The organism is Lentzea alba (assembly GCF_011067745.1).
Taxonomy (GTDB): Bacteria; Actinomycetota; Actinomycetes; order Mycobacteriales; family Pseudonocardiaceae; genus Lentzea; species Lentzea alba.
The window spans coordinates 1-26,779 of sequence record NZ_JAAMPJ010000002.1; the positions used below are offsets into that span (position 1 = coordinate 1).

Sequence of the window (26,779 nt, forward strand, 5' to 3'; positions counted from 1 at the left end):
CGCCGCGCCCACCGCTGCAGCGTCTCCCGCTCCTGCTCGGTCAACGTCACCACAGCAGGAGGACGTCCAATCCGCGCCATCAACCCACACTAGACTTACCTGGCGGATTTCCGGCGCACGACACTAGGCGGTCTGCGAAGGCTCCACCAGCGCACGGAGCCGGGGAGGCATCCTCTTCTCCAACCCGTACGGTTCGAGGTGAGCCTGCAGCACGCCCGTGAACGCCCGCTCCACCGAAGCGGTGTCCCAGTTGTCGCTCTCCAGGATCGGCTGCTTGAAGTACGGCTGCCCCACGATGTGGAGCTGACGGCCGTTGCAGCGGATGACCTGACCGGTGATGCCCTCGGCGCGGTCCGAGAGCAGGAACAGCACCAGCGGCGCCACCTTGCCCGGCGTACGGTCCGCCGGAATGGCGCGCAGCGAACGTTCCGACTTCCACACCATCCGCGTGTGCGCGACCGGGCACACGGCGTTCACGCGGATGCCTTCGGCTTCCAGGTCGAGCGCCCACGAGTAGCTCAGCGACGCCACCGCGCCCTTGGTCGCCGAATAGGTGGCGAGTTTGCGCTGGCCGAAGGAGGCGCCGGAGGAAATGTTGATGATCGAGCCACCACCGGACGCCCGCATCGCCCTCATCGCGGCGATTCCGACGTAGATGACGCCCAGGACGTTCACCTCGACGACGTGCTTGATCGTCTCGGGGTCGTCCTCCCACGGTGCGGTCTCGTAGTTCAGTCCCGCGTTGTTCACCAGGCCGTCCACGCGGCCGAATTCGTCGACGCACAGGTCGACGATCTTGGCTGCCTCGCTCGGGTCGGCGACCGTGTGGTTCGAGGCGACGGCCCGGCCGCCGTAGCCGCGGATGTGCTCCGCGACCCGTTCTGCCAGGTCACCGTCGTTGTCGTTGACCACGACCGACGCGCCCGCGAGGGCGGCGTGCATGGCGTAGGCCTCACCCAGCCCTCGGCCGGCCCCCGTGATGACAACCGCTTTTCCGTCCAGGATCCCCATTGCACGCTCTCTTTCACTCAGCGGCGGTTCCCCGGAACCCCCCTGTGGCCCTGTACCCGCCTTCGACAAGCGTGCGGACTAACCGAAGCGGCGTAGAACATGTTTCGATGAGATGTCGCTGCCGAGCGCCCAATGGCGAACCGAGTTCGGCCCGGCAGTTGGCCCCGACTAATCAGTCCCTCCGGACCAAGGCCTTTGGACCTAACCCGATCGAGTGACAAAAAGAGGCCGCCTTCCCGCGAGGGGAAGGCGGCCGGGAAAACGAGAATTCACCGTTCCGTGTAGGTCAGGTTCCTGCCGCTGGACGGATCGAAGAGCTGCACCTTGTCCGCGTCGAACCAGATGTCCGCCGAGGCTCCCTCGACCGCGCCGGACGCCGACGACAGGCGCGTCACGAGCGAGATGCCGTCACCCGGCACGTCGTCCGCTCCGGCGTCCGCCGCGAGCTCCTGCAGCTCGGCCGAGGCCGCCTGCTCTCCGGTGAGGTTGAAGTAGGCGTACTTGTCCGACCCCATCGACTCCAGCACGTCCACCTGCGAGGTGAACTTGCCTCCCGACGACAACGCCGCCGCGTCGACCAGGGCGGCGTCCTCGAAGTGCTCCGGGCGAATGCCCATGATCACCTCGCGGGGCGCGTCGGAACCCTCCACCAGCTGCCGCACCCGGTCCGTCAGCGTGCAGTCGCCGAGGACCGACCTCAGCGCGCCGTTCTCCAGCGTCGCCGGTACGAAGTTCATCGACGGCGAGCCGATGAAGCCGGCGACGAAGAGGTTGGCCGGGTGTTCGTAGAGGAACTGCGGTGCGCCGATCTGCTGCACGACCCCGCCGCGCATGACGACGACCCGGTCGCCGAGGGTCATCGCCTCGGTCTGGTCGTGCGTCACGTACACCGTGGTCGTGCCGAGCTGCTTCTGCAGGCGCGACACCGAGGTGCGCATCTGCACGCGCAGCTTGGCGTCCAGGTTGGACAGCGGTTCGTCCATCAGGAACGCCTTGGGGCTGCGCACGATCGCGCGGCCCATCGCCACGCGCTGCCGCTGGCCACCGGACAGGTTGGACGGCTTGCGGTCCAGGTGTTGGGTGAGGTCCAAGATCTCGGCCGCTTCCTGGACCTTCCGCTCGACCGTGGCGTTGTCCACCTTGGCCAGTCGCAACGGGAAGGCCATGTTCTCCTTCACCGTCATGTGCGGGTAGAGCGCGTAGGACTGGAACACCATCGCGATGTCGCGGTCCTTGGGCGCCCGCTCGTTGACGCGCTGCCCGCCGATGCGCAGCTCGCCGTCGGTGATGTCCTCCAGGCCCGCGATCATGTTGAGCGTGGTGGACTTCCCGCAGCCGGACGGTCCGACCAGGATGATGAACTCGCCGTCCGCGATCTCCAGGTTGACTTCCTGCACGGCCAAAGCGCCGTCGGGATACCGCTTGGTCACCTGGTCCAGAACGATCTCTGCCATTGGTCAACTCACCCCTTGACGGCGCCGGAGGTCAGGCCGGCGACGATCCGGCGCTGGAAGAACAACACGAAGAGGATGATCGGAATGGTGATCACGACGGCGGCCGCCGCGATCGACCCGGCCGGGTCCTCGAACTGCGAGCTGCCGGTGAAGAACGACAGCGCCACCGGCACGGTCCGCGTCTGCTCGGTCGAGGTGAGCGAGATCGCGAACAGGAAGTCGTTCCAGCAGAAGATGAACACCAGGATCGCCGTCGTGAACACGCCCGGCGCGGCCAGCGGTGCGATGACGCGACGGAACGCCTGCCCCGGTGTCGCGCCGTCCATCTTCGCCGCCTTCTCGAGTTCCCAGGGGATCTCGCGGAAGAAGGCCGACAGGGTGTAGATCGCGAGCGGCAGCGCGAACGTGATGTACGGCAGGATCAGGCCGGGCCACGTGTCGAACAGGCCGAGCGAGCGCTCGATCTCGAACAACGGGGACACCAGCGAGACCTGCGGGAACATCGCGATCAACAACGAGACGCCGACCAGCAGGTTCTTGCCGGGGAAGTCCAGCCTGGCGATGGCGTAGGCGGCCATCGTGCCGAACACCACGGCGATCGTGGTCGCGATGATCGCGATGCCGATGGAGTTGACCAGCGCCCGCGTGAACTCGGTCGTGGAGAAGATGTTCTGGTAGTTCTCCAGACTCCACTCGCGCGGGATGAAGTTGCCGTCCGCCAACGTCTCCGACGACTTGAACGACAGCGACACGATCCACAGCACCGGGACCAGCGCGTAGATCACGACGACCGTGTTGAGCACGCCCCAGCCGACCTTCTTGCCGGTGGTCTCCGCTCCTCCGATACCAGCCATCAGCGCTTCCCCCCGTCGTCGCTGCCGGGAGCAGCGGTGCCGAAGAGCTTGATGAACACGAACGCGATGATCGCGACCATGATGAAGATCAACACCGACATCGTCGATCCGATGCCGAGGTTCAAGCCCTTGATGAGGTTGTTGTAGGTCAGCATCGACACCGACGACGTGCCCTGCGAACCCGCGGTGAGCACGAACAGGTTGTCGAAGATGCGGAACGCGTCGAGCGTGCGGAACAGCAGTGCCACCAGGATCGCCGGCTTCATGATCGGCACGGTGATCTTGATGAACCGCTGCCAGCCGCTCGCACCGTCCATCGCGGCGGCCTTGAGCAGGTCGTCCGGCACCAGCGCCAGGCCCGCCATCAGCAGCAGGGCCATGAACGGCGTGGTCTTCCAGATCTCCGCGAGACCCACGACCATCAGCGCCGGGATCTTCTCCGTGAGCACGGGATCGCCGCCGAGCGCCTCCGCGAGGTAGCCGGTGCCGGGCGTCCAGGCGAAGCGCCAGGAGAACGCGGCCACGACCGTCACGATGCCGTACGGGATCAGCGTCGTCGTGCGGACGATGCCCCGGCCGACCAGCGCCCGGTGCATGATCAGCGCGAGCGACATGCCCAGCACCAGTTCGACGGCGACCGTGACGACGGTGAGCAACACGGTCACCCAGACCGCGTTCCACCAGTACGGGCTGCTGAGCACCGTGACGTAGTTGTCGAACCAGATCCACTCGGTGCGGTCCGGGAACTTCAGGTCGAACCGCTGCATCGACAGCAGCAGCGAGTAGAGGATCGGCCAGCCGGTCACCGCGATCATGGTGATCGCGGCCGGCGCGCAGAGCAGCCAGCCGAGTCTGCGCTCGGCCCTCTTGCCCTCGCTCAGCGCGACTTTCTTCTTCGGCGCAACGGTTTCCGGTGACGTCTCGGTCTTCGCCGTGCCTTCTGTCGTCGTCTGACTCACGGCAGCACCCCCTTCGAGTCGAGAGCGTCCTGCAGTTCCTTGCGCAGCCTGTCCGCCGTGGCCTGCGGGTCGATGCTCGCGGGCGGCGACAGGATCGTGGAGATGACCGTCGAGACGTTCTGGTACGCGGGCGTGCGCGGCCGCACACTCGCGTTCTTCAACGTCTCCTTGATGTCGTCGCGCATCGGGTACGCCTCGGCCATCTCGGGCTCGTCGTAGACGGCCTCGATGGTCGGCGGCACACCGTCCTTGAGCGCGGCGAGCTTCTGGTTTTCCGCACTGCGCAAGCACAACACCGCGTCGAACGACTCGTCCGGGTGCGTGGTGTAGTTGCTGACGGCGTAGTTGATCCCACCGACGGTGACCTTCGCGGCCTCACCGCTCACCGTGGGATACGGCGCCCACTTGAAGTTCTTCGCGAAGTCCGGCTTCTTCTGCGCCGCCGCGTAGACGTAGGGCCAGTTGAGCTGGAACGCCGCGTTGCCGGCCTCCATGGCGAGCCGCGCGGTGTCCTCGGCCGCGTTGGAGAAGGACGGGTCGATCGCCTTCGACGTCGCCAGCCTCTTCAACGCCGCCAACGCTTGCACGGCCTTGTCGTCGACGACGGCCTTGGTGCCGTTCTCGTCGAGGATGGTGCCGCCGTTGGAGTTGACGAGGGTGTTGTACAGCACGACGAGCCCCTCGTACTGCTTGCCCTGCCCCACGATCCGGCCGGGCTTCCCTTCCGCCACCAGCGCCTCGGCCATGGAGATCATCTCGTCCCACGTCTTCGGCGGCGTGGGCACCAGGTCCGATCGGTACCAGAGCAACTGGACGTTGGTGTTGTCCGGCGCTCCGTACAACTTGCCCTCGTAGGTCGCCGTGTCGAGCGGTGTCTTCAGCGTGCCGCTCTCCACCTGCGACTTGACCGAGCCGGTGAACTCCCTGATCCAGCCCGCCTTCGCCAGTTCCGCGGTCCACGTGACGTCGAGCCCGAGCACGTCCATGCTGTCGTCTTCGGCCGCGAGTCTGCGCACCATCTGTTCGCGCTGACCGTCCGCCTCGCGCGGCAGCTTGTTGTAGACGATGTGGTAGCGCCCACCGGCCTTCGCGTTGCAGCTGTCGACGACGGCCTGGAAGTTCTCCTGGGGATACTTGTAGACGTTGACGGTGATGCCGCCGTCGCCCGACCCGCACGCCGTGAGGGTTCCTGCCGCGAGCACCGCGGCTCCCACTCCGGCGGCAAGTCGATAGCGCCGTGTCCCACCCATCGGCCCTGCCTCCTTCCCGACTACACGGAGGAGCCAGACCACCCTTCTGCCCGGCACCTCGTCGTGCCACCGGCCGCACCGGGCGAACCGGTCAACCGAACCTAGGCCCGGTGATCAGGAGCCGCAACCAAGGGAAGCAACGATTCAGAACCAATGGGTTTTTTCGTAGTCTCAGCTGTTGGGGTTGACCGGCCGCATCGCGAGCTTCGCGAGCAGGTCACGCCCCTTCTCGGCCGACTTCGGGTGACAGAGCACGTCATACCGCCCCGCCACCAACTGGCTCGCCGACTGGAAGTCCCGCTTGCCGCGCGCCGACCCGTACCCGACCGCCGCGAACACGAGCCCGAAGAACACACCGGTGATCAGACCGGTCAGCACCGGCCCGACCGTCACTCCCGGTTCCGGGCTGAAGAGGGTGAGCAGCAGGCCGACGAAGAGACCGAACCAGGCACCGCTCGCCGCACCCGTCGCGAGCACGCGTCCCCAGGTGAGCTTGCCGGTGACGCGCTCGACGAGCATCAGGTCGACGCCGACCACGGTGATGTCCTGCACCGAGAAGTCCTCGACGGCGAGGAAGTCGACCGCGCGCTGAGCTTCCTCGTACGTGGCGTACGAGCCGATCGGCCACCCCGTCGGCGGGGTGGGCAGGCGGGGCGGGACACCGGGCCGGTTCGGGTTGGCGAACGGACTCGTCACAGGGACCACCTCTGTCGGACGCGCTGATCGTTCCATCCTGCCAGTGCCCGCTGCGGCGTGCTGAGACGCCTGCGGGTGTTTTGCCGGTTTCAGTCCTCGGGCGGCATGACCACGTGGTCTTCGTCGCGGTGGGGCCGGAAGAACCGCCAGTCCTCGCTGCCCGAATCGCCGCGCGGTGCCTCGATCCGGAGGCCGCCCGAGAGGAACACCGTCAGGCTCCCCTCCCCGGTCACCTCGACCGACGTCACGAGGATCTGCTCGGCGGCCAGGAGCGTGGTCAGCTTCGCGGCCCGGACGTCGAACCTGTTGGCCCCCTGCACGTCCCAGTCGAACTTGCCCTCACCGGTCCGGCCGGACGGTGGCAGGTAGACGTCGGACGCCCCGGTGAGGCGCTTGTCCCCGAGGGACAGCCGCCACCCGCACTGCAGGTGCAGCGCGTACTCGGCCCTCTCGCGAGCACCGCCCCGGTGGTCGGTCGTCTCACGAAGCGGCCCGAAGCCCAGCCACACGAGGTCGCAGGCGCGGCCGACCTGACGCCACCGCTCACCGACCAGCTCTGCCAGCGACTGGCGTGCCCTCTCCATCACCCGAACAGTGTTGCCGTGCCCCGTCAGCCGGGAAAGGCGATTTCGAACCGGTGCGCGAAGGCCCGGTACGACCGCGCGTACACGTCCGCCTTGTCCGCCACCCGCTCGCGTTCCTTCTTCAGCACCTCACCGGCCGCCCCGGCATTGCCGTTCAGGACGTGGATGATCGCGAGCTTCCGCGCCCGTTCGAAGTCGAGCAACGTCTCGGGCTTGCCGACGAGCTCCTTCGACACCGCGCCCCACTCGGCCCGCTTGTCGATGTACGGCTTGCCGTGCTTGAGAAACGCGCTCACCAGCGACGAAGCGACAGCCGCGTGGTCACCGCCGGGTTCGAAGACCCACTTCCAGACCGGCTTCTCCCCCATCAGCCACCCGAGCGGAGTGGACAGCAGGGGTGTCCCGGGGATGCCGACGCCGAGCGTGCGGCACACCTCGTCGTAGCGCGCGAAGCACACGCCGACCAGCGGGGTGAGCTCCAGCGAGCCCGCCACGGCGAAACCGAGCCAGCCGGACACGCCGTCGCCGCGGTCCTGCCGCCAGACGTGACCCCGGCGGACGAAGCCGGTCGGGTGCAGGGCGGTGTCCACGGCTACCAGCGCGTCGGTTTTGGGGGATGGCCTCACGAACGACAGAGTCCCACCGATGATCGGTCAGTGCAGCACGGGCTGGAGGAACTTCGCCAGCGCGTCCACCGCCTCCGCGGGGACCTCGTCGAGGTGTTCGGTGAGCTGCAACAAAAGCCGCCCGCCACCCAGATCGGTGACCGAGAAGCAGGGCGCCGTCGAGCAAACCTGTTGCACACCACCCAAAGCAGCGACCTGACGCGGGCCGAGCAACGTCGCCCAGTGCGGGCCGCGAGCCAGTTCCGCTGCCATGAAAAGAGATTCGTCGAGGCCCACGCCCACCGCTACCTCGTGTGCGGTCCGCACTCCCACCCGGTCCAGGGTGATCCAGCCGCCCGACGCGCGCACCAGCGACGCGCCCGACCGGAACATCGACAGCCAATCCTGTTGCACGGCATGGGAAATCCAGCCGCCGAACAACGAGCGGGCAGCGGTGACCACGATCTGGTGCGGGAACGCGGGGTCGTCCTTCAACAGGATCTCCGCGCACCAGCCGTCGTCGACCAGGGGAAGGCCCTGGAAGTCGAGCTGGACCAGTTGCACGCGCAGGAACGACGGCAGCTCCGTCAGTGCGGCCTCCCACGACGGAAGGGTGAACTCACCCGAAGAGAGCAGCAGGCGCGCATAACCCGGTGGCCCCCAGGGCGTTGTGTCTGATGGCCGGTAGTCGCGGGCCACCGACACGAGCTCCGTCACCGAGGCCGGGCAGAGGGGTTCGAGCAGTTCGGTGAACAGGGCCCCGAACCAGGTGGCCAGCGCGGGACGGTCGACGACGGAGAACGTGTCCAGCTCCAGGCGGACCACGTGCGGCGGCGACACAGGTCTCGGAAGCGTCAGATCTGTGCTCAAAGTGAGCGAACCCTATGGCTCCCAGACAAAAACCGTTAGGGGCCACTCTCGTGAAAGAATGGCCCCTAACGGAGGAACGTCTAGCCGCGCGACTGGTAGTCGCGGAGCAGGCCGCGGGAGATGATCGTCTTCTGGATCTCCGACGTGCCCTCGCCGATCAGCAGGAACGGGGCCTCGCGCATCAGGCGCTCGATCTCGTACTCCTTGGAGTAGCCGTAGCCGCCGTGGATGCGGAACGACTCCTGCGTGACCTCGGCGCAGTACTCGGACGCGATGAGCTTGGCCATGCCCGCCTCGACGTCGTTGCGCTGGCCCGAGTCCTTCAACCGGGCGGCGTTGACCATCATCAGGTGCGCCGCCTCGACCTTGGTGGCCATCTCGGCGAGCTTGAAGGCGATGGCCTGGTGCTCGGCGATGGCCTTGCCGAAGGTCCTGCGCTGCTGCGAGTACTCGATCGCGAGCTCGAAGGCGCGGATCGCGATGCCGCACGCGCGGGCCGCCACGTTGACCCGGCCCACCTCGACGCCGTCCATCATGTGCCGGAAGCCCTGGCCCGTGACGCCGCCGAGCACCTGGTCGGCGGCGATCTCGAAGCCGTCGAACACCATCTCGGTGGTGTCGACGCCCTTGTAGCCCATCTTGTCGATCTTGCCGGGGATCGTGAGGCCCGGCAGGACCTCGCCGTAGCCCTCGGGCTTCTCGACCAGGAACGTCGTGAGGTTCTGGTGCGGCTTGTCGGCACCCTCGTCGGTCTTGACCAGCACCGCGGTCAGGTTCGACGTGCCACCGTTGGTCAGCCACATCTTCTGGCCGTTGATCACGTAACCCGAGTCCGACTTGGCGGCCCTCGTGCGGATCGCCGCCACGTCGGAGCCCAGTTCTGGCTCGGACATGGAGAACGATCCGCGCACCTCGCCGGCGGCCATGCGCGGCAGGTACTTCTCCTTCTGCTCGGGCGTCCCGTGCTGCTTGAGCATGTGCGCCACGATGAAGTGCGTGTTGATGACCCCGGAGACGCTCATCCAGCCGCGTGCGATCTGCTCGACGACCAGTGCATAGGTCAGCAGGGACTCGCCGAGGCCGCCGTACTCCTCCGGGATCGTCAGGCCGAAGAGGCCCATTTCCTTCATGCCCTCGACGATGTCGGCGGGGTACGTGTCGCCGTGCTCCAGCGTCTGGGCGTGCGGAATGATTTCCTTGTCCACGAACGTGCGAACGGTCGCGAGGATTTCTTCCTGGATGTCCGTGAGACCCGCGGTCTGGGCGAGGCGCGCCATCGCACTTCCCTTCCAAAACAAGAGTTACCGGCGAGTATGGACCGGTTAACGCTCGTTTGCGACAGCGGTGTGCTCTCCGCAACACAGCTGCGTCAGCTGTACCGAAACAGCATCCCTGACTGGCGGAATCGCGCACCCGCACGCGACGAACTCGCCGGGCGGACCTTAAGATCCCGGCTCACCACATCTAGGGGGACCAGCGATGACCTACGACCCGTACAGCCCGAAGCAGCCGGGTGATCCGTACGGCCAGCAACAGCCCTACGGCCAGCCTGGCCCGTACGGCCAGCAGCCCATGTACGGCTACGGATACCCGCCACCGCCGAAGTCGCAGACGAACGCGATTCTGGCGCTCGTGCTGTCACTCGTGGGCTTCGCGACCTGTGGCGTGACGGCGATCGTCGGCGTCATCTTCGGGCACATCGCGATGGGGAAGATCAAGCGCGGCGAGGAAGAGGGCCACGGCATGGCGCTCGCCGGCATCATCATCGGCTACGTGGTCATCGTCGGCTGGCTGCTGGTCGTCGCGTTGTACATCGTCGCGATCGTCGCGGCCGTCAACGGGGGCTATCGCTGACCTGACCGGGGAACTCAGCCCGCGAGGGCGATCTCCAGAGCGCCACCGCAGTGGCGGCAGACGTCGGCGAACACGTGGACGTCGGCATCGCATCCCGGGCAGCTGCGAATGCTGCGCTCGAGCAGGTCGTCTTCACGGCGCTTGAAGAGCCGCAACCGTCTGCTCGCCTTGCCGTTACTCGAATGTGACATGCCAAGAGCATGCCCCCACACCGGGGCAAGATCGCAAACTTCGGTGACGGATTGTGCGTCACCTCACCCTTTTTGAATGCAACCTGTGACGGTCGAACACGTCCAGTAACATTTGGGGTGAAGTAGCGCACAATCCGTAACGGACCTCAGTCCTCCGGCGGCGTCCACACGTTCGCGCGCGACATGCCCGCGGCACGGCCCTTGCCGGAGATCACCAACGCCATCTTGCGCGACGCCTCGTCGATCATCTCGTCGCCGAGCATCACCGCACCGCGCTTGCCGCCGGCCTCCGACGTGTAGAACTCGTACGCGTCGAGGATGTTCTCGGCGTGGTCGTAGTCGTCCTGCTTCGGACTGAAGACCTCGTTGGCCGCGTCGATCTGGCCGGGGTGCAGCACCCACTTGCCGTCGAAGCCCAGCGCCGCGGACCGACCGGCCACGCGCTGGTAGCCCTCGACGTCGCGAATCTGCAGGTAGGGGCCGTCGATGGCCTGCTTGTCGTGAGCCCGCGCGGCCATCAGAATCCGCATCAGGATGTAGTGGTAGGCGTCACCCACGTCGTAGCCGGGCGGCTGCTCGCCGACGACCAGCGACTTCATGTTGATCGACGCCATGAAGTCCGCCGGGCCGAAGATGATCGTCTCGACGCGCGGGGACGCGGTGGCGATCGCGTTGACGTTGTTCAGGCCCAGGGCGTTCTCGATCTGCGCCTCGATGCCGATCTTGCCGACCTCGTAGCCCATCGTCTTCTCGATCTGGGTGATCAGGAAGTCGAGCGCGACGACCTGCTCGGCCGTCTGGACCTTCGGCAGCATGATGCAGTCGAGGTTCGCACCGGCGCCCTCGACGACCTCGATGACGTCGCGGTAGGTCCACTCCGTCGTCCAGTCGTTGACGCGGACGACGCGGGCCTTGTCGCCCCAGCCACCCTCGTTCAACGAGGCGACGATGGTCTTGCGGGCGTCCGGCTTGGCCAGCGGCGCACAGGCGTCCTCCAGGTCCAGGAACACCTGGTCCGCCGGCAGCGTGCGCGCCTTGTCGATCATCTTCTGGCTCGAGCCGGGGACCGCCAGACACGAGCGACGGGGACGCTGCTGGTCGACCACTGGAGTACCTCCTCGTACCGGCCGGTAACTATGTGCGCCACAGTGGCACGCATCATCTCCGGGCGCATATTCGCTGAGTCCCGTTTCACAAACCCTGGCAGGCTGAACCGGTGGAGATCACTCGAATCCTCGATGCGGCGCTGCGCAAGGCGGCAGCCGTCTGGATCACCTCACCCGGCCACGAACCCCGTCTCGTGCACGCGCACTGGCGCGACGACGCGCTGTGGGTCATCACCGGCGGCAGCGAACAGCAGGTGCCGGGCCTCAGCGACCAGGCCAAGGTCACCGTCACCGTCCGCTCCCCCAGCACGCACTCGCACCTGATCGACGCTCCCGCGACGGCGCACCTCGCTGAACCCGACGAGGAGACGACGCAGGCCCTCAAGACCGCGCGGCTCAACACCAAGCCGGAGTGGGAAGCGGTGTACCGGCTGGAGTTCAGCGCATGATCACCGTTCCGGAAGGCTTCGGCCAGGCTCTCGGCGACCGGGCGGACGAGTGGGTGGCCTCGCTGCCGAAGCTCGCCACGAAGGCGTGCTCCCGCTGGCAGCTCACCCCGGCCGGACCGCTGCTGAACGGCATGTGCGCCGTCGTGCTCCCGGTGCGCCAGGCCGACGGACACCCGGCGGCACTCAAGATCACCTGGGTCGACGAGGAGACCGAGGACGAACCGCTGGCGCTGCGGGCCTACAACGGCGACGGCGCGGTCCGGCTGCTCGACCACGACGAGGAGCTCGGCGCTCTCCTGCTCGAACGCCTCGACCACACGCACTCGCTGGACGACGAGCCGATCGACAAGGCAATCGGGGTGATCTGCGGGCTGTTGCGCCGGCACCGCGATCTGCCCGCGCCCGCGGACATCCGCAGGTTCCAGGGCGAGCTGCGAGATCACCCGGCGATCCCGCGCGAACTGTTCGCCGCGGCACGTGACGTTGCCGACAACAGGGTCATGGGCACCACGTTGGTGAACGAGGACCTGCACTACGAGAACGTGCTGCGCGGCGACCGCGAGCCGTGGTTGATGATCGACCCGAAGCCGCTGGCCGGCGACCCCGAGTACAGCGTGATTCCGTTGCTGTGGAACAGGTTCGACGAGCTCGACGGCCGCAAGGGCCTGACCGACCGCTTCCTCACGATCTGCGACGCCGCCGAGCTGGACGTGACGAAGGCACGGGACTGGACGCTGTACCGGGCGGTCGCGAACTGGACCTGGTGTCTGGAAGAGGACTTCGAGGACTTTGCGGCCAACCTCGCCGAGATCGCCGGGTGGGCGGTCAGGTCCTGATCTAGCCTGGTCATGTGGTGGCTGTGAACCGGGTCTACATCGCTCAGCTGGCCGGACTTCCCGTCTTCGGCCCCGACGGCGAACCCGTCGGCAAAGCCCGTGACGTCGTGATCAGCCTCCGAATAGACCGGCAGCCACCGCGCGTGCTCGGCATGGTCGTCGAGCTGGTGACGCGCCGGCGGATCTTCGTGCCGATGCTGCGACTCACCTCGATCGAGCCGAACGCCGTGACGCTCGCGACGGGCTCGGTGAACCTGCGGCCGTTCCACCAGCGCGTCAACGAGGTGCTGGTGATCGGCGAGCTGCTCGACGCCAGGATCCAGCTCGAGGACGGCAACACGGCCGTGGTCGTGGACGCCGCGATGGAGCTCACCCGCACCCGCGACTGGCGGATGGTCCGCGTCGCCGCCCGGCAGCGCACCGGCCGGTTCAGCCCCAAGGGTCCGGTGCAGGTGTTCCAGTGGGAGGACGTCGGCGGCCTGAGCGTGAACGAGATCGCGGGCCAGCCGCAGGGCGCGCAGCAGTTGGTCGCGGTGTTCGAGGGCATGCGTGCCGCGGACGTCGCGAACGCGTTGCACGAACTGCCGCCCAAGCGCCGCTACGAGGTCGCCGACGCGCTCGACGACGAACGGCTCGCGGACGTCATCGAGGAACTGTCCGAAGAGGACCAGAAGGACGTTCTGGCGCACCTGGACGAAGAACGCGCCGCGGACATCCTGGAAGCGATGAACCCGGACGACGCGGCGGACCTGCTGGCGGAGCTGGCCGAGAACACCAAGGACCGGCTGCTGGAACTGATGGAACCCGAGGAGTCCGAACCGGTCCGGCGCCTGCTGGAGTACTCCTTCGACACGGCCGGCGGTCTCATGACCCCGGAGCCGATCATCCTCACCCCGGACGCGACGATCGCGGAAGCGTTGGCACGAGTGCGAAATCCCGACCTCACGCCGGCGCTGGCGTCGATGGTCTTCGTGTGCCGCTCCCCCTCCGCGACCCCGACCGGCCGCTACCTGGGCTGCGTGCACATCCAACGGCTGCTGCGCGAACCGCCGTTCGACCTGGTCGCCGGCGTGCTCGACACGGACATGGCGTACCTGTCGCCGAACGCCTCGCTGAGCGACGTGACGCGCTACTTCGCCACCTACAACCTGGTGTGCGCCCCGGTGCTCGACGAGACCGAGCACCTGCTCGGCGCCGTCACCGTGGACGACGTGCTGGACCACCTGCTGCCGGACAACTGGCGCGAGACGGGACTGAGCCATGCCTGAACTGCTGCCCAGGCGCAGACTCGACCAGCCGCGCGAGCCGCGCGGCCTGCGCTTCTCGATCGACCCCGACGCGTTCGGTCAGTTCTCCGAACGGCTCGCGCGGTTCCTCGGCACCGGCAAGTTCCTGTTCTGGCAGACGATGATCGTCATCGCGTGGATCACGGTGAACCTCGTCGCGGTGTCGCTGCGCTGGGACCCGTACCCGTTCATCCTGCTGAACCTGGCGTTCTCGACCCAGGCCGCCTACGCCGCGCCGCTGATCCTGCTCGCGCAGAACCGGCAGGACGACCGGGACCGGGTGTCGCTGGAGGAGGACCGGGCGCGGGCCGCGCAGACGAAGGCGGACACCGAGTTCCTGGCCAGGGAGCTGGCGGCGCTGCGGCTGGCCGTGGGTGAGGTGGCGACGCGCGACTTCATCCGGGGTGAGCTGGAGAAGCTGGTGAAGGAGCAGAACAACCAGAGGAAAGTCCGGCCGTGAGCCGAATCACCCGTTGATCTGTCCATTCGCGACCAGGTCTGCCAGAACCTCGTGGATCGCGGGCGCCGTCTCGGCGTGCTCGCGGTACTCGTCGTGCGTCACATAAGTGAGTTCGGCGATCTCGCCCATGGGCCGCGGCGTGCCCAGAAGCCGTGCCGTGAAACAGGTCATGTCGACCATCGCGCCTTCACCCTCGCCGTACGCCGGGGCGACGTAGCGCTTGAGGACCGCGGGATGAGTGAGCCCGATCCCGAGCTCCTCCCGGACCTCCCTGCGCAGAGCGTCCTCAGGGGACTCTCCCGCCTCGATCTTGCCGCCGGGAAGGTAGAAGGCCTTCTTGTTGCGTGAGCGCGCAACGAGGAGGCGGCCAGCCTCGACGTGCACAAGTCCCACCACGGTGATCACGGAAAGATGTCGTCCGCTGCCAAGCGATCACACGTGCGGCCGAAGGCTTCGAGCTCACCTGGCCCGAAGCTCTCCCCGAAGTGCTCCGCGACACCCGCGAGGTGTGTCGCGGACGCGCTGCGGAGACGTTCTGCCCCGAGCGGTGTGAGCACGGCCACGATGCCGCGTCCATCACCGTCGGCGCGTTCCCGCCCGACCAGACCGGCGCGTTCCAGGCGGTCCACCAGGCGGGTCACGCCAGAGCGGGACAGCAGGACGGCATCGGCGAGTTCGGTCATGCGCATGCGCATGGAAGGCGTCTCGGCCAGTTGGACCAGCACGTCGTACGCCGCGAGCGATAGGCGCTGCTCAGCAATCAGTTCGGCCTCGAGGACCCTCGTGATCCGTGCATGCGCGCGGAGGAACGATCGCCACACCCCTAGCTCGACACGGGTGGGCAACCGGGAACTACCCGATTCCGGCACGGACGTCGATGTTACGGACAGCTCCGACCCGGCTACGACCTGGGCCTGTCGTCAAAAGTGACCAGCCGGTAGGACAGGCCTGAACCGGACGTAGCATGGCTGGGTGACCACCACGCAGCCCCTCCCCACCGTCGAGGACGTCCGCAAGGCGCTCGCCGGTGTGCAGGACCCCGAGATCCGGCGCCCGATCACCGAGATCGGCATGGTCAAGGACGTCGAGGTGGGCTCCGACGGTGCCGTGGTCGTCGGGGTGTTCCTGACGGTCGCCGGGTGCCCGATGCGCGACAAGATCACCAAGGACGTGACCGAGGCGGTCCAGGCCCTGGACGGCGTCTCGTCGGTCCGGGTGGACCTCGACGTGATGAGCGACGCTCAGCGCACCGAGCTGCGCAAGACCCTGCGCGGCGGCGCCGAGGAGCCGGTCATCCCCTTCGCCCAGCCGGGCTCGCTGACGCGCGTGTACTGCGTCGCGTCCGGCAAGGGCGGCGTCGGCAAGTCGTCGGTGACCGTGAACCTCGCCGTGGCGATGGCCGCGCGCGGCCTGTCCGTCGGCATCGTCGACGCCGACATCTACGGCCACTCGATCCCGCGCATGCTGGGCGCCGACGGCCGTCCCACCCAGGTCGAGAAGATGATCATGCCGCCGTCCGCGCACGGCGTGAAGGTGATCTCGATCGGCATGTTCACGCCGGGCAACACGCCGGTCGTGTGGCGCGGCCCGATGCTGCACCGCGCGCTGCAGCAGTTCCTCGCGGACGTGTTCTGGGGCGACCTGGACATGCTGCTGCTCGACCTGCCGCCCGGCACCGGCGACGTCGCGATCTCGGTGGCCCAGCTGGTGCCGAACGCCGAGATCCTGGTCGTCACCACGCCGCAGCAGGCCGCCGCCGAGGTGGCGGAGCGGGCCGGGTCGATCGCGCTGCAGACGCGGCAGCGGGTCGCGGGCGTGATCGAGAACATGTCGTGGATGGAGATGCCCGACGGCTCGCGCATGGAGGTCTTCGGTTCCGGTGGCGGTGCGGCCGTCGCGGAGTCGCTCTCCAAGACCATCGGCTCCGAGGTGCCGCTGCTCGGCCAGGTGCCGCTGGACCCGCGCCTGCGGGAGAACGGCGACTCGGGCACGCCGATCGTGCAGGCCGTGCCGGACTCGGCGGCGGCCAAGGTGCTCACCGAGGTGGCGACGAAGCTGTCCGTCCGCTCCCGCGGCCTGGCGGGTCGCTTGCTGAACGTCTCCCCCGCCGGCCGCTAGACGGAGCGCGCGATGAGGGCGCGCTCCATCTCGGCCTGCCACTCGGCCTCGGTCAGCGGTGGCGGCTCCTCGGCTTGCACGAACCCCTGCTGAGCACCTACTTCGTCGAGCAGCCGGACCAGCCACCGCTCGGCCAGCCCTGCCGCGGCGTCCTGGTCTGGTTCCAGGTCGATCGACACTCCCAGGACGATGCCCGCGTCCCGGGGAAACGCGACGATCACGAAGTCCAGCTCGGGATCGCGAACTCCGCTGGTTGCCGAGGCGTACAACGTCTCGCCGGACGGGGAGCCGGCAAGGCCGGCTTGCAGGATCTCGGAGGCGTTGTCTGAGAGCCATGCGTGCGACTCCCGCCAGTTCGCCACGTGCGCTTCGAGGAAGCTCTGCACGTCAAGGCGGTCCAGGCGCGGCAGCCGCACGTAGACGTCGAGGCAAGGCGCCACCCGTCAGGTCGCGTCCGGGTCGTACGGTGGGCGCTCGCCGGGTGCGAGCGGCCGCTGCTCGGGCGCGGTCGGCGTCGAGGGCGTCGGGTAGCCGTTGGCCTTGGTGGGCTCGGGATCGTCGAACAGGTGCTTGGTGACCGCGCGCTTCGGGTCGAAGTTGCGGAGCTCGCGCAGGTCTTCGAGGGGCTTGCGGAGCGACTCGAACTCCGGCCCCATCTCCTGCTTGAGCTGCTCCCGCGCGCCGGTCGCGTACTCGCGGACCTGGCGCACCGTCTTGCCCAGCCATGCTGCCGCGGACGGCAGGCGTTCGGGTCCCAGGATGAAGAGACCCGCGACGACGATGATGAGGATCTCTACCCATCCGATGCTGTCGAACACGGGTCCCAGCCTACTTGTCAGTCGCTCTTGAGGGTTACGTCTAGTTTGAGTTCGCGGCCCTGGCGGGCGAGCGTGACCTGGACCGTTTGGCCGATCTCGTGCTCGCGCACGGCCACGACGAGCTCCGCGGCGTTGCGCACCATGCGGTTGCCCACCTTGGTGATCACGTCGCCCTCCTGGATGCCGGCGGCGGCCGCGGCACCTCCGGCGGGGACGTTCTGCACCTGGGCGCCCTCGGAGGTCTCCGCGGACACGGACTTGACGTTGACGTTCATGTCCGCGTGCTTGACCTGACCGCTGCGGATCAGCTCCTGGCTGATCTTGCGGGCCTGGTTGCCGGAGATCGCGAAGCCGAGGCCGACCGAACCGCCGGTCTCGGTGCGAATCGAGGAGTTGATGCCGATCAGGGCGCCGCGCGAGTCGACCAGCGCGCCGCCCGAGTTGCCAGGGTTGATGGCCGCGTCGGTCTGGATCGCGTCGTAGGTGACCTGGGGGCCGCCGTTCTCGCCGGCCGCCGTCACGGGGCGGTGCAGCGCGGAGACGATGCCCTCGGTGACCGTGTTGGACAGCTGCAACGGCGAGCCGATGGCGATCACGCTGTCGCCGACCTGGAGCTCGTCGGAGTTGCCGAACTGCAGGACCGTGGGGTTGGTGACCTCGACCTTGATGACGGCGAGGTCGGTCTTCGGGTCGCGGCCGACGACGCGGGCCTGGGCGCGGGTGCCGTCGGTGAAGACGGCGCTGAGCTTGGCCGACGAGTCCTGGGCGGCCGGGGCCACCACGTGGTCGTTGGTGAGGATGTAGCCGCCGCCGTCGATGACGACGCCGGAGCCGACGCCCGCGACGTTGGCGCCCTTGAACTCGATCGACACCACGCTGGGCGTGACGCGCTTGGCGATGTCCGAGATCGAACCGGCCGGGCGCTCCTTGCCCTCCTCGACCTCGGCCAGGGTGACCGTCGAGTCGGTGAGCGGGTTTCCGGCCCTGCCGATCAGCCAGCCGATCAGGCCGCCGACCGAGCCGACGAGCAGCGCCGCGACCATCAGCAACGCGAGGGCGGTCGACTTCACGCGACGACCGAAGATCAGCTCGGGAACGCTCAGCTGCGGACCGGGCTCGGCCTTCTTCTCAGGTTCGCCCGGCGGGTCCTCGCCCACGGCGGGCGGGCCGATCACGGCACCGGAGGCGGGGTCGCGCCACGGGTCACCGGCGGGCTTGTCGCCCCAGAACACCGGATCGATGTCCGGATCGGGGTCGGACATCGGCTGAGGGGGCCGCTGCAGCAGCTCCGCGGAGCCCTGCCGGCCGAACGCGCTGACGAGCGACTCGGGAGGTGGCGGCGCCGACTGAACGGCGGGCACCGGCACGTCACGCGCGGCGAACGCGCTGGAGACACCGTCCGGGCGGCCGAAGGCTGTCGCGTACGCGGGGTCGACCGGCGGCTGCGCCAAGGGCCGTGGCCGGAGCCTGCGATGCGCTCCGTCGTCCACTCCGGAAACGGGTGTGGGCGTCTGGCCGTTGGGCGACTGCTGGCTCATCTCTCCCCGAATTTTCCGCTAGGAGTGCTGAGCTACAGCCTGCCTGAAGAGCGGTGAAATGACTGTCAGGGGGTGGTCGCGAAGACCGCGCGGGCGTTCTGCGGCGCGGACGGCGAAACAGGCGCGTCGCTGTCCGGCGTGGTGAACGCGAGCGCGCCGAGCAGCATGCCGCTCACGACGACCCCGGCACCCTGGCGGGCGCGGCGGGCGCTGAACCAGCCGTTGCTGCCCAGAGGTCTCGACGACCCCAGCACCGGGCCCGAGCCGAACGCGGGCTTGTCGGTGCGTTGCACGGCGACGAACTGTCCGTCCTCGGTGATCGCGAGCCCGTCCGGTGCGGACGGCAGCTCGACCTCCTGCGGGATGGCCCCGAGCCGGTCCAGCAGCGACGCCGACGCCGTGGGCGCGGCGGCGGTGCGCACCGCGGCGCGCGCCTGCTGCTGGGTGTAGGTCTCGAAAGCGCAGAAGCCACAGCGCTGTATGTGCGACGAGGCTCGCTCGTGTGCGATCGAGGACAGTTCTCCGTCCACGAACGCGACCACGGCGTCCGGCAACAGGTGCTGCTCAGGCAGGCCCCAACCACGGAGGTCGGTCATGCAGAGTCCTCCAGCAACGATTCCCGACGACGACGTTCGAGCGCGACCCTCAGAGCCTGACGACCCCGGTGGATCCTGCTCCTCACGGTACCCATCTTCACCCCGAGCGTGGCGCCGATCTCCTCGTAGGAGAGTCCTTCCACGTCACAGAGCACGACCGCGGCGCGGAACTCCGGCGGGAGCTCGTCCAGCGCGGCCTGCAGGTCGGGGTCGAGGTGGTTCTCGTCGTAGATCTCTTCAGGGGACAGGTCGTCACCCTCGAGGCGGTCGTTGTCCTCGGGCAGCGCCTCCATGCGCACGCGGCTGCGGCGGCGAGCCATGTCGAGGAAGAGGTTGGTGGTGATGCGGTGCAGCCACCCCTCGAAGGTGCCCGGCTTGTACGACGCGAGCGACCGGAAGACGCGGATGAACGTCTCCTGGGTCAGGTCCTCGGCGTCGTGCTGGTTGCCGGTCAGGCGGTACGCGAGCCGGTAGACCCTGTCCGCGTGCTCGCGGACGATGGCGTCCCACGAGGGCGGCGTCCAGTCGGCCGTCTCGATGGGCGCGACGGCCTCCAGCGAACTCGACTGCGTGCGCATCAGGTGTTTCGGCACCTCCATGTGGGCCGCCCGGCGACCCTTATGCGGCTCAACGGACGTCGAGTCCGGCTTGTTCCCGACTAGAGCCTGGCTTCTTGCTTCTGTACCTTCTCCTGCTCTCTTTAAACGATCGTGAGAGTGGGCTGAGAGCATCCTGAGAATCTCGGTTCGGGCCGCGTTCACCCGTTTTGGGCACCTGTGGCACTAGCCTGCGTACCCGTGACAGCGGAATCGGCCCTGCGGGAGTACGTCGAGCAGTACCTCCCCGAGGACGACGTGCACCTGGCAGCACGAGCACGCGGCCAGGAACTGGGCTGCGTGCCCATCGGCGCAGGTGGCGGGGCCGCACTGCGGTTCCTGGCCACGGCGCTGCAAGCCAAGGCCGTCGTCGAGATCGGCACCGGAGCGGGCACCAGCGGCCTCTACCTGCTCGCGGGCATGCCCGCCTCCGGCATCCTGACCTCGATCGACGTGGCCCCCGAGCACCAACGCGCCGCCCGCGAGGCCTACGCGTCCGCCGGCATCTCGCCCTCGCGCACCCGCCTGATCATGGGCAAGGCGCTGGACGTGCTGCCCCGTCTCACCGACGCGGCCTACGACCTCGTGTTCGTGGACGCCTACAAGCCCGAGTACCCGCAGTACCTCCAGCACGGCGTGCGGATGCTGCGCCCCGGCGGCGTCATCGCGTTCGACAACGTGCTGTGGCACGGCGCCGTCGTCGATCCCACCAAGCGGGACGAGTCGACCCAGGCCATGCGGGACATCGCCCGGCTGGTGAAGGAGGACGACCGGCTCGTCCCGGTCATGCTCCCGCTGGGCGACGGACTGCTGGTCGCGGCGCGCAGGCCATAAGAAAGCCGGTTGGCCCACCTGAGTGAAGTGGTAACAACGCTTCACGACGATTCGACATGCCCTCCGCAGGGTCGGGGACGGCCAATTCCCCGAAAGGGGCTCAGGTGAAACCAACAAGAGTTCTCGCCGCACTGGCGGCTGCCGCGATACCGGTCATCGGCCTGACGACACCCGCCGCCGCAACCACCCCTTGCTGGGGAAACGGCGACGACATGGTCAACTCCTCATGCGGCCGCAACACCTACATCATCGATCCCGGAATCCACACGGAACTCACTCCGCAGAACATCCGGGACGCTGAGGGTTACTACGTCGGACGCGGCTTCAACCGCAATTTCCTCTGGTACGCACCCACCGGCCTCCGACAATTCCACACGAATGCGGAACAATGGTCGGGCTGCGACGTCGACATGCCCCAGGACGTCCCGTGCACGCCTGGGCAGGAGCACTACCGCGCGGTCGTCGACGCCTTCTCCGAACGCCCGGTCGTGCTGCACTCGATGACGTACGGCGGCAGCTTCATCGGGCTGGCCTGCGGAAACTTCTCGCTGGACAAGTCTGGCAAGCCGGTGCCGGTGATCAGTGGGCACAAGTACCACGACGCCAACCGCAACGGCGTCCGCGACGCCGGTGAGCCCGGCCTGGCCGGCTGGACCGTCACCCTGCACCGCGACCGCTCCGACGCTGGTCAGGGCACCGGCGCGGTCGCCACGACGACCACCGACGGCAACGGCTACTACGAGTTCCGCCTCGACGGCCACCTGCCCGGCGACTACGCCCTCACCGAGGAGAGCCGCGACGGCTGGACCCGCACCAGCGGACCCGAGCGGCACACCCTGAACGTGGCCCCGAACATCGGCGACGCCCGGTTCGACGGCCGCGACTTCGGCAACGTGGAGACCAAGGCCGACGCCGTGAAGGTCGCCTTCGACGTCGTCGACCCGCCCACCGAGATGACCGCCGACACCGAACACACCCTGCGCGTCCGCGCGCTGCTGGAGAACCGCGGCCCGGCCCCGATCATCGAGGTCCAGGACGCGATCTCCGCCTCCGGCCCGCCGGACTGCTCGTTCACCACACCGCCGCCCGCAACCCGGCAGCTCGTGCTCGGCCGGCCGGTCGAGGTGATCTTCGAGGTGGCCGTCACCTGCCTCGATCCGAGCTTCCACCCGTTGTCGTTCGAGAACACGCTGACCATCACCACGCCCGGCGTCACCGATCCGGACCCGGCGAGCAACCACCGGACCACCAGCGCCACCATCGCCGTGATCGACGAGGCGAACGTCGGCATCGACAGCACTCAGCTCGACTGTGCGAGCCGCACCTACGTCCGCGACCAGTTCGAGTGCACCGCCACGACCGTGGCGATCAACCGCGGTGACCACGGCCCGGCGAACACCGACGTCGCGCTCGGCCTCACCGGCCCCGCCGACTGCACGCTGACCCCCACCACCGCCACGACCCACGAGGTGTCGATCAGCAGCCCGGTGACCGTCTCGTCGAAGTGGAACGTGACCTGCGCGAACCGCAGCTACCACGACTTCACCGCGTCGTCGAAGGCCGTGCTCGACCACCTGCACGTCATCGACCCCGACCCCGCCAACAACGACGGCAGCGCGACCGACCGCGTCGAGGTGTTCGAACGGGTCGACCTCTCCGTCAGCGACATCCGCCTGACCTGCACCGAACGTCAGTACCGCACGCAGGACTTCGCCTGCACCACCACGACGACGGTCAGCAACGCCGGACCGGCCGACGCGGTGCACACGCTGACGACGGTCAGTCTCGGCGCACCGGCGGACTGCACGGTCTCGCCGAACACCGGCCAGCAGCAGACGCACGTCCTCGGCGTCGGCACCACCGCGACGTTCACGAAGGACTGGACGGTGTCCTGCACCGAGAACCGGAGGCACCTGCTCACCACGACCGCGGTGATCGCCGCCGACGAACCGCACCCGGAGGACACGGACCGCGCGAACGACGTCCGCTCGATCTCGTGGGTGCCGCCGGACGTGAAGCCGCGCAGCTTCCCCAGTTCGATCAACCTCAAGAAGGAGGGCGTGATCCCGGTGGCGATCCTGTCCACCGCGGAGTTCGACGCCGTGGCGAGCGTCGACCGGACCAGCCTCACGTTCGGCGCCACCGGCCTGGAGCAGAGCCTGATCCGCTGCGGATCGCCGGGTGAGGACGTCGACGACGACGGCAGGGCCGACCTGGTCTGCCAGTTCGACGCGACCAGGACCGGTCTGACGTGCGGCATGACGAGCGCGACCCTCATGGGCCGCACGGTCGACGGCCGCCGGTTCGAGGGTCAGGACGACATCAAGCTGACCGGCTGCTAGTAAGCCCGGACGCCCTTGCCGAGGACCGTGACCCCGCTCGCGGACACCGTGTAGCGCTCACGGTCCATCGGCGCGTCCACACCGATCAACGCACCGTCCGGCACCACGACGTTCTTGTCCAAAATAGCCCGTCGCACCACGGCACCCTTGCCGATTCGAACCCCGGGCAGCAGCACCGACCCCTGCACCACGGACCCGACCTCGACCGTGACGTCCGAAGAGATCACCGACCCGTGGATCTTCCCGGAGATGATCGACCCGGGTCCCACCATCGAGTCCTCAGCGGACCCTCCCGCGATGAACTTCGCGGGAGGCAACGGCGGCGTGGCCGTCCGAATAGGCCACAACTGGTTGTAGAGGTTGAAAATCGGATGGACCGAAACCAGGTCCATGTGGGCGTCGTAGTAGGCGTCGATGGTTCCCACGTCACGCCAGTACCCGCGATCCCGGTCCGTGGCGCCGGGAACCTCGTTGTCCTGGAAGTCGTAGACGTGCGCCTTACCCCGGTCCACCAGCATGGGGATGATGTCGCCACCCATGTCGTGGTCGGAGTCCGGGTTCAACGCGTCCCCGCGCAGCGCGTCCAGCAGCGCCTCGGTCGTGAAGACGTAGTTGCCCATCGAAGCGAAAGTGACGTCCGGATCGTCCGGTACGTGCGGCGGCTCGGACGGCTTCTCCAGGAACCGGGTGATCTTCCCCGAGGCATCGCTGTCGATGCAGCCGAAGGCCTTGGCCTCGGTGCGCGGCACCCGGATGCCGGCCACGGTCACGGCCGCGCCCGACTCGATGTGCTGCGAGATCATCTGGCCGGGGTCCATCCGGTACACGTGGTCGGCACCGAAGATCACCACGTGGTCCGGCTTCTCGTCGTGGACGAGGTTCAGCGACTGGAAGATCGCGTCTGCCGAACCCGTGTACCAGCGAGGGCCCAGGCGTTGCTGCGCCGGGACCGGTGTCACGTACTGACCGAGCACATTGGACAGGCGCCACGTCGTCGAGATGTGGCGGTCCAGCGAGTGCGACTTGTACTGCGTCAGCACGCAGAGCTTCGCGAGCCCCGCGTTGACCAGGTTCGACAGCACGAAGTCGACCAGCCGGTAGTTGCCCCCGAAGGGCACAGCCGGTTTCGCGCGGTCGGCCGTCAGTGGCCACAGGCGCTTGCCTTCACCACCGGCAAGCACAATTCCGAGAACGTGCGGCTGCCCCTTCACGGTATGTGACCCTATCTGTGCGATCGCGCTTCAACCAGACGCAAACTGCTTTGTCCCAACAAGTACCGCTGTGATCTACGGTGGGGGCGTGCGAGTTGCGCTGATGACGCGGGAGTACCCACCGGAGGTTTACGGCGGCGCTGGCGTGCACGTGGGATTCCTCGTGCCCCATCTCCGCGAGCTCGTCGACGTCGACGTGCACTGCTTCGGTGCGCCGAGATCGGACGCGACGGCTCACAACCCACCGCACAGCCTGGAGCAGGCGAACGCGGCTCTCACGACCCTCGCGGTCGACCTCGAGATGGCCTCCGCGGTGGCTGCGGCGAACCTCGTCCACTCGCACACCTGGTACGCCAACATGGGCGGTCACCTGGCCAAACTCCTGCACGGGATCCCGCACGTGGTCACCGCGCACTCGCTGGAGCCGCGCCGGCCGTGGAAGGCCGAGCAGCTCGGCGGCGGGTACCGGATCTCGTCGTGGGCCGAGCGAACCGCGTACGAACACGCGGACGCGATCATCGCCGTGAGCGAGGGGATGCGGGCCGACGTGCTCGACGCCTACCCCGCGCTCGACCCGGCGAGGGTGCACGTGGTGCGCAACGGGATCGACTCCAACGCCTACCACCCCGTCACGGAGACGGACGCGCTCACCTCGCGCGGCATCGATCCCGAGAAGCCGATCGTGGCCTTCGTGGGAAGGATCACCCGGCAGAAGGGTGTCGGTCACCTCGTCGCCGCCGCGCACCACATCGACCCTGACGCCCAGATCGTCCTCTGCGCCGGTGCCCCGGACACGCCGGAGATCGCCGAGGAGACCAAACAGGCGGTCAGCGAGCTCGCGTCGGGCAGGGAAGGCGTCTTCTGGATCCAGAAGATGTTGCAGCCCGCCGAGGTGCGGCAGATCCTCAGCCACGCGACGGTGTTCGTCTGCCCGTCGGTCTACGAGCCGCTCGGCATCGTGAACCTGGAGGCGATGGCGTGCGGCACGGCGGTCGTCGCGAGTGATGTCGGCGGCATCCCGGAGGTCGTCGTGCACGGCGAGACGGGTCTGCTCGTCCACTACGACGAGCACAATTTGTCGACATATCGACTTGATCTTGCCCAATCGATCAACGAATTGATCGCCGACCCGGACCGCGCCCGGCGCTTCGGGGCCGCCGGACGCAAGCGGGCCGAGCAGGAGTTCTCCTGGTCCGCCATGGCCGAGCAGACGGTCGAGGTCTACCGCGCTGTGATCTGAGCCACACTCGGTCGGGGCAACCCCAAACGGTTACCGCCGCCTTTAACCAGTAGTGACGCTTTGACTTCAACTGGTGAGGGGCGCGAGAACTGTGCGTTGTGCGCTGCTGGGTCTGACGGTCCTCCTCGCAGTGACCGGATGCGCCACAGCTCCCGCACCACAGCCGACCGCCGTCCAGCTCACCGTCGAGGGCAGGAAGCTCGCCGACGCCGCTGAGCTGCAGGCACAGGCCGAGGCGCAGCTCGCCTACACGCTCGACTACGGCTACGTGGCACGGGCGGGCGCCGCGGCGGTCAGCTGCTGGTTCGCCAAGACCGGCCTCGAGGCCGAGGTGGACAAGCGGCTGTGGTGCGGACCCGTTCAGGTCCCCGGCACCGGCGCCGGCACCGACTGGGTGCCCGTGCCGCTGAAGGAAGTCACCAAGAAGGATGACGAGATCCGCTACGAGGTGCAGTCGCCGCAGGTGCCTGAGAGCGGCAAGCGCAGCACCCCGACCGGCAAGCTCGTGCGCACCGACGGCAAGGAGTTCGACCCGTCGAAGCAGCAGGACCTCATCGCCGGTCGCGACTTCCTCGCCGTGCTGCCCGACGACGGCAAGCGCACCAACGTCGACCTCGGTCTTGGCAACGTTGACATGAAGATGCGCGACGACCTCCTGGCCACCGCCGTCACCGGTTTGGCGAACCCGGACATCTGGTTCACCGCCGAGGGCACGGTGCGCGCCGAGCCCGGCACCCGGCTGCGCGTGCTGCGGATGAAGGTCGAGAAGTACTACGAGACGGACAGCGGTTTCCACCGCACCAACTGGCAGGGTTTCGCCCCGCAGCCGTCCGAGCTCGCGCTGGAGGTGCCGGGCAAGCGCCACCTGCTGCCCGCCGACCGCCTGCCGGCCAGCGGTTCGGTGTTCGTCGTCTACACCGTGCCCGACCCGCAGGCCGGCACCGAGATCCTCGCCCTCGGCACCCTGGGCGCCAAGTCGCTGGAGCAGCGCGTCGAGATCTCGTCCGGCAAGCGCACCGAC

The 26,779-nt window shown here is 68.0% G+C and carries 29 protein-coding genes; 9 read left to right on the forward strand and 20 right to left on the reverse strand.

Annotated elements, in window-relative coordinates:
• Positions 1-123: 123 nt before the first annotated feature.
• The 10 genes from G7043_RS08210 to G7043_RS08255 all read right to left on the reverse strand — a co-directional run bounded on the left by G7043_RS08210 (position 124) and on the right by G7043_RS08255 (position 9,560).
• Positions 124-1,011, reverse strand: coding sequence for an SDR family NAD(P)-dependent oxidoreductase (locus G7043_RS08210; RefSeq protein WP_166045001.1), 888 nt, complete (start codon positions 1,009-1,011; stop codon positions 124-126).
• Positions 1,012-1,280: 269 nt separating this feature from the next.
• Positions 1,281-2,465 carry an ABC transporter ATP-binding protein gene (locus G7043_RS08215; RefSeq protein WP_166045002.1) on the reverse strand — a complete coding sequence of 395 codons (1,185 nt, stop codon included), beginning with the start codon at positions 2,463-2,465 and terminating at the stop codon, positions 1,281-1,283.
• An 8-nt stretch (positions 2,466-2,473) separates the two neighbouring features.
• On the reverse strand, positions 2,474-3,319 hold the full coding sequence (locus tag G7043_RS08220) for a carbohydrate ABC transporter permease (RefSeq protein ID WP_166045003.1): 846 nt from the start codon (positions 3,317-3,319) through the stop codon (positions 2,474-2,476).
• On the reverse strand, positions 3,319-4,278 hold the full coding sequence (locus tag G7043_RS08225; protein ID WP_166045004.1) for a carbohydrate ABC transporter permease: 960 nt from the start codon (positions 4,276-4,278) through the stop codon (positions 3,319-3,321). The genes G7043_RS08220 and G7043_RS08225 overlap by 1 nt, the downstream gene beginning before the upstream one ends.
• Positions 4,275-5,528 (reverse strand): ABC transporter substrate-binding protein, encoded by a 1,254-nt coding sequence (locus G7043_RS08230; RefSeq protein ID WP_166045005.1) that lies wholly within the window; start codon positions 5,526-5,528, stop codon positions 4,275-4,277. The genes G7043_RS08225 and G7043_RS08230 overlap by 4 nt, the downstream gene beginning before the upstream one ends.
• Before the next feature lie 171 nt (positions 5,529-5,699).
• A complete protein-coding gene (locus G7043_RS08235; protein WP_166045006.1) occupies positions 5,700-6,260 on the reverse strand; it encodes a general stress protein in 561 nt (186 codons plus the stop codon).
• 53 nt (positions 6,261-6,313) lie between these two features.
• Entirely contained in the window at positions 6,314-6,808 is a 495-nt protein-coding gene (locus tag G7043_RS08240) for a hypothetical protein (RefSeq protein WP_166045007.1), read from the reverse strand.
• Positions 6,809-6,834: 26 nt separating this feature from the next.
• On the reverse strand, positions 6,835-7,434 hold the full coding sequence (locus G7043_RS08245) for a hypothetical protein (protein ID WP_166045008.1): 600 nt from the start codon (positions 7,432-7,434) through the stop codon (positions 6,835-6,837).
• A gap of 27 nt (positions 7,435-7,461) precedes the next feature.
• Positions 7,462-8,283 (reverse strand): hypothetical protein, encoded by an 822-nt coding sequence (locus G7043_RS08250; RefSeq protein WP_166045009.1) that lies wholly within the window; start codon positions 8,281-8,283, stop codon positions 7,462-7,464.
• Positions 8,284-8,363: 80 nt separating this feature from the next.
• Positions 8,364-9,560, reverse strand: a complete 1,197-nt coding sequence (locus G7043_RS08255; protein ID WP_166045010.1) for an acyl-CoA dehydrogenase family protein — start codon at positions 9,558-9,560, stop codon at positions 8,364-8,366.
• Positions 9,561-9,762: 202 nt separating this feature from the next.
• On the opposite strand from G7043_RS08255, the gene G7043_RS08260 reads away from it, so the two are divergent.
• Positions 9,763-10,137: a DUF4190 domain-containing protein gene (locus G7043_RS08260; RefSeq protein ID WP_166045011.1), complete on the forward strand. Its 375-nt coding sequence runs from the start codon at positions 9,763-9,765 to the stop codon at positions 10,135-10,137.
• Between the two features lie 14 nt (positions 10,138-10,151).
• Here G7043_RS08260 and G7043_RS08265 read toward each other — a convergent pair whose 3' ends face one another.
• Together G7043_RS08265 and G7043_RS08270 are read right to left on the reverse strand one after the other, a co-directional pair.
• Positions 10,152-10,328, reverse strand: coding sequence for a hypothetical protein (locus G7043_RS08265; RefSeq protein WP_166045012.1), 177 nt, complete (start codon positions 10,326-10,328; stop codon positions 10,152-10,154).
• 146 nt (positions 10,329-10,474) lie between these two features.
• Positions 10,475-11,434, reverse strand: a complete 960-nt coding sequence (locus tag G7043_RS08270) for an HpcH/HpaI aldolase/citrate lyase family protein (RefSeq protein ID WP_166045013.1) — start codon at positions 11,432-11,434, stop codon at positions 10,475-10,477.
• Between the two features lie 110 nt (positions 11,435-11,544).
• Here G7043_RS08270 and G7043_RS08275 point away from each other — a divergent pair, with 110 nt between their 5' ends.
• From G7043_RS08275 to G7043_RS08290, 4 genes are read left to right on the forward strand one after another with little or no spacing between them, the layout of a single operon-like run.
• Positions 11,545-11,883 carry a hypothetical protein gene (locus G7043_RS08275; protein ID WP_313887756.1) on the forward strand — a complete coding sequence of 113 codons (339 nt, stop codon included), beginning with the start codon at positions 11,545-11,547 and terminating at the stop codon, positions 11,881-11,883.
• Positions 11,880-12,719, forward strand: coding sequence for an aminoglycoside phosphotransferase family protein (locus tag G7043_RS08280; RefSeq protein ID WP_166045014.1), 840 nt, complete (start codon positions 11,880-11,882; stop codon positions 12,717-12,719). The genes G7043_RS08275 and G7043_RS08280 overlap by 4 nt, the downstream gene beginning before the upstream one ends.
• A gap of 14 nt (positions 12,720-12,733) precedes the next feature.
• Positions 12,734-13,987, forward strand: a complete 1,254-nt coding sequence (locus G7043_RS08285) for a magnesium transporter MgtE N-terminal domain-containing protein (RefSeq protein WP_166045015.1) — start codon at positions 12,734-12,736, stop codon at positions 13,985-13,987.
• Positions 13,980-14,465 carry a DUF1003 domain-containing protein gene (locus G7043_RS08290; protein WP_166045016.1) on the forward strand — a complete coding sequence of 162 codons (486 nt, stop codon included), beginning with the start codon at positions 13,980-13,982 and terminating at the stop codon, positions 14,463-14,465. Before G7043_RS08285 ends, G7043_RS08290 begins: the two co-directional genes overlap by 8 nt.
• Positions 14,466-14,471: 6 nt before the next feature.
• Here G7043_RS08290 and G7043_RS08295 read toward each other — a convergent pair whose 3' ends face one another.
• The gene (locus G7043_RS08295; protein WP_166045017.1) at positions 14,472-14,870 is read right to left on the reverse strand and encodes an NUDIX hydrolase; all 399 of its coding nucleotides are present in this window, start codon (positions 14,868-14,870) and stop codon (positions 14,472-14,474) included.
• Positions 14,867-15,334 (reverse strand): MarR family winged helix-turn-helix transcriptional regulator, encoded by a 468-nt coding sequence (locus G7043_RS08300; RefSeq protein ID WP_086662734.1) that lies wholly within the window; start codon positions 15,332-15,334, stop codon positions 14,867-14,869. The genes G7043_RS08295 and G7043_RS08300 overlap by 4 nt, the downstream gene beginning before the upstream one ends.
• Positions 15,335-15,437: 103 nt before the next feature.
• Between G7043_RS08300 and G7043_RS08305 the strand changes: the two genes are divergently transcribed.
• The gene (locus G7043_RS08305) at positions 15,438-16,583 is read left to right on the forward strand and encodes an Mrp/NBP35 family ATP-binding protein (protein WP_166045018.1); all 1,146 of its coding nucleotides are present in this window, start codon (positions 15,438-15,440) and stop codon (positions 16,581-16,583) included.
• On the opposite strand, the gene G7043_RS08310 is transcribed toward G7043_RS08305, so the two are convergent.
• The 5 genes from G7043_RS08310 to sigE form a co-directional block, all read right to left on the reverse strand.
• Complete coding sequence (locus G7043_RS08310; RefSeq protein ID WP_166045019.1) at positions 16,580-17,023, reverse strand: hypothetical protein; 444 nt, start codon at positions 17,021-17,023, stop codon at positions 16,580-16,582. The two genes, G7043_RS08305 and G7043_RS08310, sit on opposite strands and share 4 nt — an antisense overlap.
• A gap of 3 nt (positions 17,024-17,026) precedes the next feature.
• Complete coding sequence (gene tatB / locus G7043_RS08315) at positions 17,027-17,401, reverse strand: Sec-independent protein translocase protein TatB (RefSeq protein ID WP_166045020.1); 375 nt, start codon at positions 17,399-17,401, stop codon at positions 17,027-17,029.
• A gap of 17 nt (positions 17,402-17,418) precedes the next feature.
• Positions 17,419-18,939 (reverse strand): S1C family serine protease, encoded by a 1,521-nt coding sequence (locus tag G7043_RS08320; protein WP_166045021.1) that lies wholly within the window; start codon positions 18,937-18,939, stop codon positions 17,419-17,421.
• Positions 18,940-19,004: 65 nt separating this feature from the next.
• Entirely contained in the window at positions 19,005-19,535 is a 531-nt protein-coding gene (locus tag G7043_RS08325) for a zf-HC2 domain-containing protein (protein WP_242642069.1), read from the reverse strand.
• Positions 19,532-20,134 (reverse strand): RNA polymerase sigma factor SigE, encoded by a 603-nt coding sequence (gene sigE, locus G7043_RS08330; protein WP_166045022.1) that lies wholly within the window; start codon positions 20,132-20,134, stop codon positions 19,532-19,534. The genes G7043_RS08325 and sigE overlap by 4 nt, the downstream gene beginning before the upstream one ends.
• A gap of 198 nt (positions 20,135-20,332) precedes the next feature.
• On the opposite strand from sigE, the gene G7043_RS08335 reads away from it, so the two are divergent.
• Both G7043_RS08335 and G7043_RS08340 read left to right on the forward strand, forming a co-directional pair.
• Entirely contained in the window at positions 20,333-20,965 is a 633-nt protein-coding gene (locus G7043_RS08335; protein WP_166045023.1) for an O-methyltransferase, read from the forward strand.
• Between the two features lie 104 nt (positions 20,966-21,069).
• Entirely contained in the window at positions 21,070-23,307 is a 2,238-nt protein-coding gene (locus tag G7043_RS08340) for an SdrD B-like domain-containing protein (protein WP_166045024.1), read from the forward strand.
• Here G7043_RS08340 and glgC read toward each other — a convergent pair.
• Positions 23,304-24,518 (reverse strand): glucose-1-phosphate adenylyltransferase, encoded by a 1,215-nt coding sequence (gene glgC / locus G7043_RS08345; protein ID WP_166045025.1) that lies wholly within the window; start codon positions 24,516-24,518, stop codon positions 23,304-23,306. The genes G7043_RS08340 and glgC overlap by 4 nt on opposite strands.
• 88 nt (positions 24,519-24,606) lie before the next feature.
• Here glgC and glgA point away from each other — a divergent pair, with 88 nt between their 5' ends.
• On the forward strand, positions 24,607-25,758 hold the full coding sequence (gene glgA, locus G7043_RS08350; RefSeq protein WP_166045026.1) for a glycogen synthase: 1,152 nt from the start codon (positions 24,607-24,609) through the stop codon (positions 25,756-25,758).
• The last annotated feature ends 1,021 nt before the right edge of the window (positions 25,759-26,779 follow it).